This window comes from Sulfurospirillum sp. hDNRA2 (genome assembly GCF_024206095.2).
GTDB lineage: Bacteria > Campylobacterota > Campylobacteria > Campylobacterales > Sulfurospirillaceae > Sulfurospirillum.
This window is the reverse complement of record NZ_CP159800.1, coordinates 834,211-847,685: the sequence shown is the minus strand read 5'-3', so window position 1 is coordinate 847,685 and position 13,475 is coordinate 834,211. Positions and strand designations below refer to the sequence as shown.

Here is a 13,475-nt window from a genome sequence, read left to right as displayed (position 1 = left end):
ATTTCGTATTGACTTTTTCTTGACACTTTCTTTACATGTAAGGAGTTTCTATGCGTCGTCTTTTGCTTTTATGCGTCACTACGTTGGCGTTTCTTTTAAGCGGCTGTGCTTCCAAAGAAGTCAATCCCGCGTCCTTCAACACTTCCGTGAACCTGTTGCAAGCGGGTGAAATCAGCGTTTACGATACGAAAAAAGATGCCATTTTGTTTTACACGTATACGCAAGAAAACGGAAAATTGATCGAAAACAGTTCGGGAAAATTGTTGCCGTTTCGCGTTTTATTTATGGATTTGTGGGTGACGGGATTGGGACACGACTTAAGACGCCTCACGGATAATCATGCCGAAACGATCAAAGATGCGTTGATGTACGCCGCGGAACAAAAAGGTATGCAACCCTTGCATATCAATCAAAAAGAGTTTATCATCGATACGAAATTCGCACACGATATGGTCGATGCCATCAATGCCTACGAAGAGAAGATGAAACGTTACGACAGAGACCGAAGAGTGCCGCCGCTTAAAGATCTCTAAGCGAAGCTATGCCATACTAAAAAGAAAAAGGTCTTGAAATGAGTCAACTGCCTCCGTGTCCAAAATGCAACTGTGAATACACGTACGAAGACGCCGATACGATCATTTGTCCCGAATGTGCCTACGAGTGGTCTAACAATGCCGCTTCCGACGAAGCATCGAGCGAAGTCGTCAAAGATGCTCACGGAACGATCTTACACGACGGCGATACCGTCACGGTCATCAAAGACCTCAAACTTAAAGGCTCTTCGGCAGTCATTAAAGGCGGTACGAAAGTCAAAAATATTCGACTGAATTTTGAGAGCGATCACAATATCGATTGTAAAATCGAGGGTATCGGTGCGATGGGATTAAAGTCGGAGTTTGTAAAAAAAGCCTAAATCTAAAGAGAATTTGCGAGAGAGCGTCATACGCAATGTCGCAAATTCGACGTGTTTAAAAAACGTTTTGAATTAAAATCATATACGCCAGCGTCGCGACAAAAATGCTTAGAAGCGCGTTTTTAAACCTGACATGTAAGAAAATTGCAATGCCTACGCCGATGATCTCCGCCAACCCGTAAGGATAGCTTTCCCACTTCACGTCTTTGAGAGCATAAAAAACCAAAATGACCATAATCATCACGGGCATCGTAAGTTCGATATACTTAATCAGCGGCGAAGGTTCGCGGTTGCGAAACACCAAGAACGGAATGATGCGCGTCGCATACGTCGCAAGCGTCGCGACAACGATACTTCCGATAAGATAGCTACTTTCCACTTTCCATACTCCTCTTAAAAACAATCAAAACAAACGCCGCTAAACAGAGCGACAAAATCAACATTTTTTGCGGCGGAAAGAAAACCATGCCGAAAAGCCCGATAATCAGTGCCACAAAAAACGGTTTATGAAGCCTGTTTTTCGTATACAGTTCAATGGAAAGCACGACAAAAAGAGCCGTCAGCGAAAACTCGATGCCTTGGTAATTAAACGGTACGATATTGCCGAGCACCGCACCCGCAACGCTTCCGACAATCCAATAGCATTGATTTAAAAACGTAATCCACAAATAGACCCGCTCGCGTTCGTCTTTGTCAACTTCGCTTGTTTTTAAAAGGGCAAACGTTTCGTCGGTTAAGCCGAAAATCAAGTAATGTTTTTTCCATGAAAAATCTTTAAACGCCGAAATCATCGAAAGTCCGTAAAAAGTATGGCGTAGATTGAGTAAAAACGTGGCGATGCCGATTTCCAAAATTGTCGCTTGCGAAGCAAACAAGGTTAAGGCCAAAAATTGCCCCGAACCCGCGAAAATAAACACGCTCATAAAAAAAGCGTAATACCACGGAATCAATAATTTCGAGAGTAAAAGCCCAAACGCCATACCCAGCGGAATGTAGCCCATCATTACGGGAATCGTCAACTTAACGATAGTAAAAAAAGACACTCAAATCCTTTGACATGTAAAGATTAGTATCGGCGTTATGAAAAACGCTATTTTTGAATGTAACGATCCAAATAGTTTTTGGAGACGTTGGAATCGTGCAACGTTTGACGTACCTCTTTGGAAGGAGGTACGTCGTGAGGTTTGACGTCGCTGAAATAAAGATAATCCACCGTAACGATCAAAGCGATAATCACGACGATCGGAAGTAAAAAAATCATCTTAGCGTTTACGCCTTAAGGTCGTTGACAATTTTGAGCATTTGATCGCTCGTCGTAATCGCTTTGGAGTTTGCCTCATACGCACGTTGCCCCGTAATCAAATCGGTCATCTCGTCAACCAACTGCACGTTACTCATCTCGACAAATTGCTGTCGTGTCTGCCCAAGACCGTTGAGGCCGGGCGTGCTCACGATCGGATCGCCCGAAGCGGTGGTATTGACGTAGTTGTTGTCGCCTAAAGAGTGAAGACCGGCGGGATTAATGAAGTTTGCCAATTCCAATTGCCCGATTTGCGTCGTTGCCGTTTGTCCCGCCTGAAGTACGGAAACCATACCGTCTACACCGATCGTAATTTGGGTTGCATCTTCAGGAATCACCAATTCGGGCAAAAGTTTATAACCGTCGCTATTGATAACGTTACCGTCTGCGTCGAGTTTAAACGAGCCGTTTCGCGTATATGCCGTCGTACCGTCGGGTAATTGAATTTGAAAAAAGCCGTTACCCGTAATTGCTAAGTCCAAAGAACCGCCGGTCTCCTTAAAATTACCCTGCGTAAACTGTTTCGCAATCGCCGTCGGACGCGTTCCCAAACCCACTTCGATACCGGTAGGAGAAACAGACGTTCCGCTGGTGGACGTACCCGCATACGTCATGGTTTGATACATCAAATCCGCAAACTCGGCACGTTGTTTTTTATATCCGATCGTATTGACGTTTGAAATATTATTAGACGTCGTGTCGATTTGTGTTTGTTGTGCGATCATACCGGTTGCTGCGGTATACAAAGAGCGCATCATAGGCTATCCTTTAAAATTAAGCTTTAGTCGAAGCCAATTTACTAATGGCTTCGGAATTGAGGTCGTTCATATGCGATTTCATCACTTTTTGATACATCTCGACCATACGATTGGCTTCGATCAAATTCGTCATCTCGTATACGGGGTTAATATTGCTCGTTTCTAAAAAGCCTTGCGCCACGAGTTCGCCCGTATCCAGTTCGGTCAATTCGTCGGTACTTTTAAACTTGAAAAGGTTTGCACCCTCTTTTAAAAGTGATTTCACATCATCGCTTTGGACGATATAAAGGCGACCGATCTCGTCTTCTCGGTTGTACAAATTGCCGCTTTTATCGACGCGAAGTTCACCGTCATCGGGAAGCGTAACGTATTGACGGTTTTGAAAATAGGTCGAAGGTAGTACGGGAAAGCCCTCTTTCGTGACCAAGGTTCCTTCGTTATTCAGCGTAAATGCACCGTTTTGCGTTAAACGAATACCCTGCGGCGTTTCAACCATGAAAAAAATGTCATTGCGTTTTAGCGCAAGATCAAGCGAATTGCCGGTATTTTTGATGCCGCCTTGCTCGTACTTGACGTATCCTTCAACAATTTGAGGAACACGATCAATCGTTGCGTTGATAAATTTACTCGCCTCTTTCGTATTGTCTTTTAAGGGCATCTCTTCTTGAAATTCTTGAAAAATACGTTTAAAATCACCGATAACGACATCGTCTCTTTTAAATGCGGGCGTATTCAGATTGGCAAGATTATTGGAGATGACGTCGAGTTTGTTAAACTGGGTAACCATCGCTCCGGTAACGCTGTAATAGCCGTTTTGCATACTTTATGTCTCGCTTTTTTCATTCGTTGATACACTAAAGCAACTCCCGTTCCATCTTTGCCAAAATTATTTTTTAACGCCGTTTAAAAAAAAACTCGGTATAATCCACATCTTTTTATGAGAATTTTAAAGAAAAAATCAAACTCCTACACCCACACTCTTAAGGAGAGTTACCCTATGGCTTCAAAAGAACTTTACACCGAGTTGGAAGAACTTTTTGTCGAACATGAAAAATCATACGTAACGTATGAAAACGTCATGGAACTTTTTACCAAACCCCCGACTCCGGCAAACGTAAAAAAATTAATGGCATTGCTCGAAAAGTACAAAGTTTCGCTTATTTCGTCCGCTGAAATTGCCAAACTTCGAAACAAAGAGGAAGCCAAAAAACGTGAAGAAGAGCGTCAAAAACTCCAAGACGAAGCCCTTGAAGAAGAGTTTGATCTTGCCAGCGAAAAAGAGCTTTTAGAATGGTCCAGAAGCGATAGTCCCGTTCGAATGTACCTTCGTGAAATGGGACAGATTTCTCTTTTGACCAAAGACGAAGAGATTGAGATCAGCAAAAAAATCGAATTCGGCGAAGATATTATCATCGACGCGTTTTGTTCCGTTCCGTACCTCATCGACTTTATTTTGGACTATAAAGAAGCCCTAATCAACCGAGAACGACGCGTTAAAGAGCTTTTTAAAACGTTTGAAGACGACGACGATAGCGACGACGATAGCGATGATGAAGGCGAAGAATACGACGAGGACGGCGAAGAAAAACGTACGTTTTCTAAAAAAGACAACACGCGTACCGAAAAAGTAATCGAAAGTTTTAAAGCCTTGGAGAAAGCCAAAAAAGATTGGTTGAAAAGTTTCTCTAGACCGCCCGAAGAAGTGCTGGATGCCGAAGAGCGTATGAACTACGATTTAGGGCTTGCGTATAAGAAAAAATTGCTCAAAGAAGCGCTGATGGATTTAGGACCGACCAGTAAACTGATTAACGAACTGGTAAAGTCGATGGAAACCGCACTTAAGAGCGATTTTGAATTCGACAAAGAACTCAAACGCCTTGAATACCGTTTGCCGCTTTTTAACGACGCACTCAAAGAAAACCATATGAAGCTTCTTAAAAACATCGTCGATTTGAACAAAGAAGATATTACGACGATGGTACCCGAAGCGACGATGGTTTCGACGTACATGGAGATCAAAAAACTGTTTCAAACCAAAGAAGCCAGCAAACAAGGGTTTGATTTGGAACCAGAAACCCTCAAAGAGATTTTAGAGCAAATCAAACGCGGTAAACGCATCGCCGACGAGTCTAAAACACGTATGGCAAAAAGTAACTTGCGTCTGGTCGTTTCCATCGCCAAGCGTTACACCAACCGCGGTTTGCCGTTTTTGGATTTGATTCAAGAAGGCAACATCGGTTTGATGAAAGCGGTTGATAAATTTGAGTATAAAAAAGGCTACAAATTTTCGACCTACGCGACTTGGTGGATCAGACAAGCCATTTCACGTGCCATCGCCGATCAAGCCCGTACGATTCGTATTCCGATCCACATGATCGAGACGATCAACCGTATCAACAAAATCATTCGTAAACATCTTCAAGAAGAAGGCAAAGAACCCGACATCGAGACCATTGCTTTGGAAGTGGGTTTGAGTGCGGATAAAGTCAAAAACGTCATTAAAATTACCAAAGAACCTATCTCGCTTGAAGCGCCTATCGGTAACGAAGACGACGGTAAATTCGGCGATTTCGTGGAAGATAAAAACTCCATCGCACCGATCGATCATATCTTAAAATCCGATCTTAAAGATCAGATCGATGAAGTGCTCGATCAACTCAATGACCGTGAAAAAGCGGTGATTCGTATGCGATTCGGGCTAATGCACGACGAGAGCGATCGAACGCTCGAAGAGATCGGAAAAGAGCTCAATGTCACGCGTGAACGCGTTCGTCAGATCGAAAGTTCGGCGATCAAAAAGCTCAAACACCCGAAAGTGGGACGTAAACTTAAAAACTATATCGAGAGCTAACGATGACGTTCGCTGAAGCGTGGATTGAGCACGACTACAATCCTTTTATCGTATTCGATACCAACGGCAAAATTCTCTCCCTTAACCAAGAAGCGCAATACCTTCTTGGTGAGGTCAACCATAAAAAAATCTTCGACATCGCCGGGACGTATGCCAGCATGACCTACGGTTTTAAAACGACGATCGTTGATATTGCGTTCGGATCGTATAAATTTTACGCGATTACGGTCGGATACGACGATGAAACGTCCATCGGAATCAAGCTGTATAAAAGTGCTACCAAAAAGTTTGCCAATGTTGAAGAGTACGGAGAGAGCGTCAATATTTACGCGCTTTTAGATTTGTGTATCAGCGCTTCTTCGACCAATACGACGATCAAATTTCGCAAAGAGTTCGACCCAACGTTTCCCGACGTTCGCTTGAAAGTCGAGGACTTTATGAAACTGCTCACGAAAGTGTATCAATCCCATGCCGTTTCGGCAACGATTACGACGCGTTTAGCCCTTATTACGGGCGAGTACATTCGTTTCAATACCAAGAAATACCCTATTTTTTCCATCTCGATCAAAGGCGAAAATCGTGATAAAGGTTACGAAAAAAGCATCGAAGAGATTGCTCAAAAAAGTAACTGCACGATTCATTTTGAAAAAGACGAAACCGTTATTCACGCCGCATTGGTCTCGTAATCTTGTTTACATGTAAAACCAAAAAGCTTTACATGTAAACTTTTTTTCCTCGCTTTACCCATGCTCACACCCCGTATCATTGCTTCTATCTTCAGACTTCCTATGCTCTTTACCCCATTGGTACATCAAGCTTAAAATGGGTATGAGCGTTTCACCCTCAGCGGTAAGCGAATACTCCACTTTAGGCGGTACTTGGTTGTACTGTTCTCTGTGAATGATATTATGGCTTTCAAGCTCTTTGAGCTGTTGTGTCAGCGTTTTATGCGTGATAGGCTGCAAAATCGTTTTGAGCTGATTGTAGCGTACTACTTTGTTTTCATAGATCTTCCACAAAATGATCCATTTCCATTTTCCCTCCAAAATCGACATTGCATAATACATCGGGCATTTTTCATATTTGTCACTGAAATTTTCCATCCATTGCTCCTTTACTTCCCTTTTAGTTAGTATATAACTAAAAAGTTCATTCTATACTTAAGTTACATATTGTCCTATAATGCACCGCATCATACTCTCAAAGGAAACAGAATGAACATTGTCGCCATTAACGGAAGCCCTAGAAAAAATGCCAACACCGCAACACTGCTTAAAAAAGCACTTGAAGGAGCACGTCAAAACGGTGCGCAAACCGAGCTGATCCACCTTTACGATCTTACCTACCAAGGCTGTGTCAGTTGCTTTGCCTGCAAACTTCCTAACGGCAAATCACACGGCAGATGCGCGCACAAAGACGAGCTTAAACCGCTTTTAGAAAAACTTCACCATGCCGATGCGATCGTGCTTGGTTCGCCCATCTATTTTGGCAATCTCACAGGCATGATGCGCTCTTTCATCGAACGTTTAGCGTTTCAATACACCGTGTACGACACACACTACTCTTCACTCTTTCCTCGCAAAATCCCCATCGGCTTTATCTACACGATGAACTTGGATGAAAAACGCATGAAAGAGTGGGGTTATGTCGAAGCACTAAGCGGTCTTCAAAACAGGCTGGGAAGCATTTTTGGCTCTTCGGAAGGGCTTTACGTGACCGATACGTACCAGTTTAAAGACTATTCCAAATACGACATCACCGCATTTAGCGAACCGCTTAAAGCCAAAAGACGCCAAGAGTTTTTTCCACAAGACTGCGAAAAAGCCTACGATATGGGAGCACGATTTGCACGCGAGGGTATTTCAAACGATTTTAACGCTAAAATCGAACCGCATTAACGGCGGTTATACGCGTTTACATGTCAAAAGGTAAACCGACATGTAAACGTCGTCAAACCTACATACCTAAACGTCTGATATTACTAAGAGAGATCAAATGAGCCGTGATTAAAGGCGTTGCCCCTTTTTTGCACATGTCGAGTTTTTTCTTATCGTTCAAACGGTTGAATTTTTCTTCGTCGAGCGTAAAAAAACCGTTGATCGTATGGGTTTTGCCCTCTTCGTCGATGACGTTCGCACTTTTTTGTACCAACAACTCTCCTTTGTAGAGCTCTTTGATGAACGCACTGCACGATTGAAGTTCGCCTTGAAAACGCACTAAAAAATCCAAAATATTTTTGGTTAAATCGCTTGGCGTTTTATCCTCTTTGAACAAAGCTCTTGCTTGATTGGACGCGTTAAGCTCTTCCAAGCCCTCTTCTTCGATCGCCAACGAAAATCCCTCTTGAGCCTCGTTTTGAACCAATGCAAACGGGTAGCGTCTCAAAAATGCGGGAACGTATTTGCCTCGTTTGAAACGTCCGTTTTCGTCCAAAGAGACGTTTTTGTCGTTAAAACCGAGTAATGCAATCGCCAGCCAATCGCCCTCTTGGTTTTTCGTAAACAAAATCGGATAATCCTTACACGCTTCGTAAAACTCTCCGATTCCCAAAGGAACGCTGATGATTTTTTCAAGATTGGGATAGCGCATTGCGTCGTTAACGGCTTTGGTTTGATCGTGCGGTTGGTTGATTACATGTAATGCCATGATGAATGTTCCTCTATGGATAGTAAAATAAAACATATCATAGCATTTTAAGGTGCAATTTGCACTGTAGAAACGATCAGAAAGGACGGCTACACTGTCACGGTGTAGCCGTTTGGAAAGATTAGAACTGGACGAGATTTTGGATCTTCTCAACGATGCTTGGATCTTCCAACGTTGAGATATCTTGAGTGATCGGCTCTTTCTTTGCGATCGAACGTAAAATTCTTCGCATGATCTTGCCGCTTCTGGTTTTCGGAAGTCCCGGAACGAAACGAATCGCATCGAGTTTGGCGATATTGCCGATCTCTTTGACGATCAGCTTGTTGAGCTCTTGGATCATGTAAACTTCTTCGCCGATGGTATCGTCGCCTTTAATCACGATATACGCAAAAATACCCTCTCCTTTGATCGGATCGGGACGTCCGACGACCGCCACTTCGGCAACGTTTTCATGATGCCCGAGGACGGCTTCGATTTCCGCCGTTCCGATGCGGTGACCCGAAACGTTAATAACATCATCCGTTCGTCCGGTAATGATAATATAACCGTCCTCGTCGTACATCGCACCGTCTCCCGAAAAGTACACGGGAACACCGTCTTTTTTATGATCGCCGAAATACGACTTCACAAAGCGATCGCTATCACCCCAGATATTGCGAATCATGGACGGCCACGGGCGCGTAATGCATAAAAAGCCTTTTTCATGCGGCGTGCTCACGCGTTGTCCATGCTCATCTAAAATCTCTGCTTTAATGCCCGGAAGCGGAAACGTCGCCGAACCCGGTTTAATCGGTGTCGCACCCGGAAGCGGCGTAATCATATGACCGCCCGTTTCGGTTTGCCACCACGTATCCACGATCGGACAACGTCCGCCGCCGATCTCCTCATAGTACCACATCCACGCATCGGGATTGATCGGTTCGCCGACCGTTCCTAAGACTTTGAGCGAACTCAAATCGTAACGTTTGGGTGCATCGGCTCCCTCTTTATGCAACAATCGAATCGCCGTCGGCGCGGTGTAAAACTGATTGACGCGATGCTCTTCGATCATACTCCACCATCGACCGACATCGGGGAACGTCGGAACGCCCTCGTACATAATGGTCGTTGCGCCCATCGCCAAAGGGCCGTAAACGATGTACGTATGCCCCGTTATCCAACCCACGTCCGCCGTACACCAGAACGTATCGTTTTCTTTGACGTCGAAAACGTGTTCCATCGTGTATTGCGCCCAAAGGATATAACCGGCACTACTGTGTTGAACGCCTTTTGGCTTGCCCGTACTTCCCGAAGTATAAAGTAAGAAAAGCGGATCTTCCGCATCCATCCACTCAGGCTCGCAGTATTGCGATTCGTTCATGATAATTTCGTTGTACACGTAATCGCGCCCCGGAACGTACTCGATATCTTCAAAGTTACGTTGAACGATCAACACTTTATCGCAACATTCGCATCCTTCCTTAAGTGCTTCATCGACGACGGGTTTTAACATGTAAGGTTTGCCGCGTCGAAACGCACCGTCGGCGGTGATGACGAGTTTGGCCTGTGCATCTTGAATACGATCTCTTAAAGCATCTGCCGAAAACCCGCCGAATACGACCGAATGAATCGCTCCGATTTTAGCGCACGCCAACATCGCAAACGCCGCTTCGGGAATCATCGGCATGTACAAAACGACGCGGTCGCCTTTTTTAATCCCGAAACGATTGCGCATCAAATTCGCTAAACGATTGACGCGATAAAAAAGTTGAAGGTAGGTGATGATGCGACGTTTGCCGTCTTCGCCCTCCCAAATAATCGCCGCCTTATTTTTACGGCTGTTTAAATGCCGGCCTAAACATTGATGCGTAACGTTGAGTTTTCCTCCTTCAAACCATTTGTAAAACGGAGCGTTGTCTTCGTTGAGCACGCGATCGTAAGGTTTAAACCATTCGATTTTTTCGCGAGCAAGCTTATCCCAATACCCCTCGAAATTTTCATCGGCTTGAATACAAAGCTCTTTGTATTCGCACATATTTTTAATTCTTGCCTCTTTGCTGAGTGTTCTGTTAGGTTCAAAAACGTGTGACATTGTTCTAATCCTTAAAAGTTCATTTTTACACGGTGTTTGGGCAAAGCCCAAACACCTACTAAAGCTTGCTTCTAACGAAGCAGAATTTCTTTACATGTCAAGGCAAAGCCCAAACACCTACTAAAGCTTGCTTCTAACGAAGCAGAATTCTTTACATGTGAAGGCAAAGCCCTTTAATGTGCGCTTGCGCCTTCCGCACCGATACCCGTTTGACTTCGGATAAATTGGTGCTCGTATGCCGCGATCTCTTTTTTAGCATCTTCGCTTTGATCCATTAAAGAGAAGAGCCAAATTCCGATAAAGGCAACCGCCATAGAAAAGATCGCCGGATTGCCGTAAGCGTAAATCGCGGTTTTATTACCTAAGACGTCCACCCAAACCGCTTTACTCAAGACGACCAACACGACCGCCGTTAAAAGTCCCAACGATCCGCCCCAAACGGCGCCTTTGGTTGTCAACTTTTTCCAGAACATCGATAAGAACAAGATAGGGAAGTTCGCACTTGCCGCAATTGCAAACGCAAGTCCTACCATGAACGCGATGTTTTGTTTTTCAAACGCAATTCCCAAGAAAATCGCAACAATACCTAAAGCGATCGTCGAGTATTTCGATACCTTCATCTCCATCATCTCATCCACGCGACCTCTGGCAAAGACGTTCGCGTAAAGGTCGTGGCTGACCGCACTCGCACCCGCAAGCGTCAATCCCGAAACAACCGCCAAGATCGTCGCAAACGCAACCGCCGAGATAAACCCTAAGAAAAGGTTTCCGCCGATCGCATGGGCCGTGTGAATCGCCGACATGTTACCCCCACCGATAATGCCACCTTTGATCGGATCGAGATAGGTCGGATTATTGGTTAACAAAACGATAGCACCAAATCCGATAATAAACGTTAAAATATAAAAGTAACCGATAAATCCCGTCGCAAAAAAGACCGACTTTCTCGCTTCTTTTGCGTCGCTTACGGTAAAGAATCGCATCAAGATATGCGGTAATCCCGCCGTTCCGAACATCAACGCCATACCTAAGCTAATCGCCGAAATCGGATCACTGACCAAACCGCCCGGAGCCATGATCGCAGCACTTTTCTTAGCCGCAACCGCTTGCGAAAAGAGCGTTTCAAAACTAAATCCGACTTGATACATAATCATAATCGCCATAAACGATGCGCCGGAAAGTAACAAAACCGCTTTGATGATTTGCACCCACGTCGTCGCCAACATACCGCCGAACGTTACGTAGAGAATCATCAAAATACCGACCATCACGACCGCGTATTCGTAATCAAGCCCGAACAAAATCTGAATCAATTGCCCCGCACCGACCATTTGCGCGATCAAATACAACGCCACCGTCGCTAAAGAGCCTAAAGCCGCCAACGTTCGGATCGGTGTTTGTCGTAAACGGTACGATGCCACGTCGCTAAACGTATATTTTCCGAGATTTCGAAGTTGCTCCGCCACCAAAAACAAGATAATCGGCCAACCGACCAAAAAGCCGATGGAGTAGATCAATCCGTCAAATCCTTTGAGGTAAACCAAGCCCGAAATGCCTAAAAACGATGCCGCGGACATATAATCTCCCGCGATCGCAAGACCGTTTTGAAAGCCCGTAATTCCTCCGCCGGCAGTGTAAAAATCTTTCGCCGTTTTCGTTCGTTTTGCCGCCCAATACGTAATGCCCAGCGTTGCTAAAACGAAAATAAGAAACATCACGATCGCCGATACGTTGATGTCGCGTTTACCGCTAAATTGTGCGTCCGCCGCAAAAACAAAGCTGCTTAAGCTTAAAAGGAGTAAGCCCCATTTCATTCGCCGCTCCTTACTTCTTCTTTAATTTGATGCGTCATATCGTCAAATTCTCCGTTGGCTCGTTGAGTGTAGATACCCGTAAGCACAAACGCGATCACGATGACCGCCAATCCTACCGGAATTCCGACCGTCGTAACGCCCTCTCCGATCTTTTGCGCAAAGGTTGCGGGAGAAAAAGCAATTACGAGAATAAACGCGTAATACACGACAAGCATCACAATTGAAAGTTGCCATGCAAAGCGGCTTCTTTTTTGTACGAGTTCGGCAAATTTTGGGTTTGCCTTGACTCTGTCGTAGACATGTTGGCTCATAAATGCTCCTTCATAGTAAATGTGTGAATCACGAAGAAATTGTAAATAAGTAACATAGCATTATCGTAGCATTTTCAAAACAGCAGAAGAACCGTGAAGATATTTAAAATAAATGTGTATTTTTGTAACTTTTAACGCTTTTGCTCCGGTAAGTAACGTTCAATTTTATAGCCGACACCTTTGAGATTGACAATAAAATCTTCCTTAAGAAGCTTACGAAAACGGCTTATTTCAGCCCTAATTGTGGCATTGTCGACCGGTTCGTCGTTCCACGCGTAACTGCGAAATTTTTCGAAGTCTACCACGATGCCGATGTTCTCGCACAATAGTGTCACTATTTGTAACTGTTTTTTGGTCAAGACTTGAACATTATTATTGTAAAACAACATTTGCTCTTGTTTGGAGAAGACGTATTTGGGACTTAAGATGATGTGTTGCATCCGTTTGATCTCATACTCTTTTTTAATTTTATCGATGCGAAGCCCCAACTCTTTAAGATGAAACGGTTTTTTAAGGTAGTCCGACGCTCCGAGTTCAAACGCTTGGGTAATATCGTCGATATCGACGTTGGCGCTAATAAAAATACTCGGGTAGTTTTGTTCGATCTCGTTGAGCGATTTTAAGAGTTCCAAACCCGTCATTTTCGGAATGTTAATGTCCAAAATCAAAAGATCGAACGACTCTTGGCGGATCGCGGCATACGCTTCGTCTCCCTTGCCGAAACTCACGACCTTGTGCCCTAAGGCCTCCAAATACTCCTCAATCGAACTGCGAAGCATCCATTCGTCTTCCAAGAGTAAAATTTTCATCG

At 44.3% G+C, this 13,475-nt stretch carries 16 protein-coding genes; 5 read left to right on the top strand and 11 right to left on the bottom strand.

The genetic code is table 11. The features are described from left to right. The first annotated feature begins 50 nt into the window (after positions 1 to 50). Positions 51 to 533: a hypothetical protein gene (locus NL930_RS04425; RefSeq protein WP_060825585.1), complete on the top strand. Its 483-nt coding sequence runs from the start codon at positions 51 to 53 to the stop codon at positions 531 to 533. A gap of 38 nt (positions 534 to 571) precedes the next feature. Next, positions 572 to 913, top strand: coding sequence for a zinc ribbon domain-containing protein YjdM (locus tag NL930_RS04420; protein WP_254375802.1), 342 nt, complete (start codon positions 572 to 574; stop codon positions 911 to 913). 55 nt (positions 914 to 968) lie between these two features. On the opposite strand, the gene NL930_RS04415 is transcribed toward NL930_RS04420, so the two are convergent. From NL930_RS04415 to NL930_RS04395, 5 genes are read right to left on the bottom strand one after another with little or no spacing between them, the layout of a single operon-like run. After that, positions 969 to 1,292 (bottom strand): branched-chain amino acid transporter permease, encoded by a 324-nt coding sequence (locus NL930_RS04415; RefSeq protein ID WP_039673037.1) that lies wholly within the window; start codon positions 1,290 to 1,292, stop codon positions 969 to 971. Beyond that, positions 1,282 to 1,956 (bottom strand): AzlC family ABC transporter permease, encoded by a 675-nt coding sequence (locus tag NL930_RS04410; protein WP_254375801.1) that lies wholly within the window; start codon positions 1,954 to 1,956, stop codon positions 1,282 to 1,284. The genes NL930_RS04415 and NL930_RS04410 overlap by 11 nt, the downstream gene beginning before the upstream one ends. A gap of 47 nt (positions 1,957 to 2,003) precedes the next feature. After that, a complete protein-coding gene (locus NL930_RS04405; RefSeq protein WP_254375800.1) occupies positions 2,004 to 2,174 on the bottom strand; it encodes a hypothetical protein in 171 nt (56 codons plus the stop codon). Between the two features lie 8 nt (positions 2,175 to 2,182). After that, complete coding sequence (gene flgG / locus NL930_RS04400; protein ID WP_060825582.1) at positions 2,183 to 2,971, bottom strand: flagellar basal-body rod protein FlgG; 789 nt, start codon at positions 2,969 to 2,971, stop codon at positions 2,183 to 2,185. Positions 2,972 to 2,987: 16 nt separating this feature from the next. Beyond that, complete coding sequence (locus tag NL930_RS04395) at positions 2,988 to 3,791, bottom strand: flagellar hook-basal body protein (RefSeq protein WP_041963712.1); 804 nt, start codon at positions 3,789 to 3,791, stop codon at positions 2,988 to 2,990. A gap of 117 nt (positions 3,792 to 3,908) precedes the next feature. Here NL930_RS04395 and rpoD point away from each other — a divergent pair, with 117 nt between their 5' ends. Together rpoD and NL930_RS04385 are read left to right on the top strand one after the other, a co-directional pair. Then, complete coding sequence (gene rpoD, locus NL930_RS04390) at positions 3,909 to 5,822, top strand: RNA polymerase sigma factor RpoD (protein ID WP_256497168.1); 1,914 nt, start codon at positions 3,909 to 3,911, stop codon at positions 5,820 to 5,822. A gap of 2 nt (positions 5,823 to 5,824) precedes the next feature. Next, positions 5,825 to 6,508 (top strand): hypothetical protein, encoded by a 684-nt coding sequence (locus NL930_RS04385; RefSeq protein WP_039673046.1) that lies wholly within the window; start codon positions 5,825 to 5,827, stop codon positions 6,506 to 6,508. 54 nt (positions 6,509 to 6,562) lie between these two features. On the opposite strand, the gene NL930_RS04380 is transcribed toward NL930_RS04385, so the two are convergent. Then, a complete protein-coding gene (locus NL930_RS04380; protein WP_254375799.1) occupies positions 6,563 to 6,925 on the bottom strand; it encodes a helix-turn-helix domain-containing protein in 363 nt (120 codons plus the stop codon). A gap of 111 nt (positions 6,926 to 7,036) precedes the next feature. Between NL930_RS04380 and NL930_RS04375 the strand changes: the two genes are divergently transcribed. Next, a complete protein-coding gene (locus NL930_RS04375; protein WP_254375798.1) occupies positions 7,037 to 7,720 on the top strand; it encodes a flavodoxin family protein in 684 nt (227 codons plus the stop codon). A 58-nt stretch (positions 7,721 to 7,778) separates the two neighbouring features. On the opposite strand, the gene NL930_RS04370 is transcribed toward NL930_RS04375, so the two are convergent. The 5 genes from NL930_RS04370 to NL930_RS04350 form a co-directional block, all read right to left on the bottom strand. Beyond that, complete coding sequence (locus tag NL930_RS04370) at positions 7,779 to 8,468, bottom strand: SapC family protein (RefSeq protein ID WP_041963717.1); 690 nt, start codon at positions 8,466 to 8,468, stop codon at positions 7,779 to 7,781. A 121-nt stretch (positions 8,469 to 8,589) separates the two neighbouring features. After that, positions 8,590 to 10,539 (bottom strand): acetate--CoA ligase, encoded by a 1,950-nt coding sequence (gene acs, locus NL930_RS04365; RefSeq protein ID WP_041963718.1) that lies wholly within the window; start codon positions 10,537 to 10,539, stop codon positions 8,590 to 8,592. Positions 10,540 to 10,712: 173 nt separating this feature from the next. After that, the gene (locus tag NL930_RS04360; protein ID WP_039673055.1) at positions 10,713 to 12,353 is read right to left on the bottom strand and encodes a cation acetate symporter; all 1,641 of its coding nucleotides are present in this window, start codon (positions 12,351 to 12,353) and stop codon (positions 10,713 to 10,715) included. Further along, a complete protein-coding gene (locus tag NL930_RS04355) occupies positions 12,350 to 12,664 on the bottom strand; it encodes a DUF485 domain-containing protein (protein WP_254375797.1) in 315 nt (104 codons plus the stop codon). Before NL930_RS04355 ends, NL930_RS04360 begins: the two co-directional genes overlap by 4 nt. A gap of 131 nt (positions 12,665 to 12,795) precedes the next feature. Further along, a complete protein-coding gene (locus NL930_RS04350) occupies positions 12,796 to 13,473 on the bottom strand; it encodes a response regulator transcription factor (RefSeq protein ID WP_041963721.1) in 678 nt (225 codons plus the stop codon). Positions 13,474 to 13,475 lie beyond the last annotated feature (2 nt).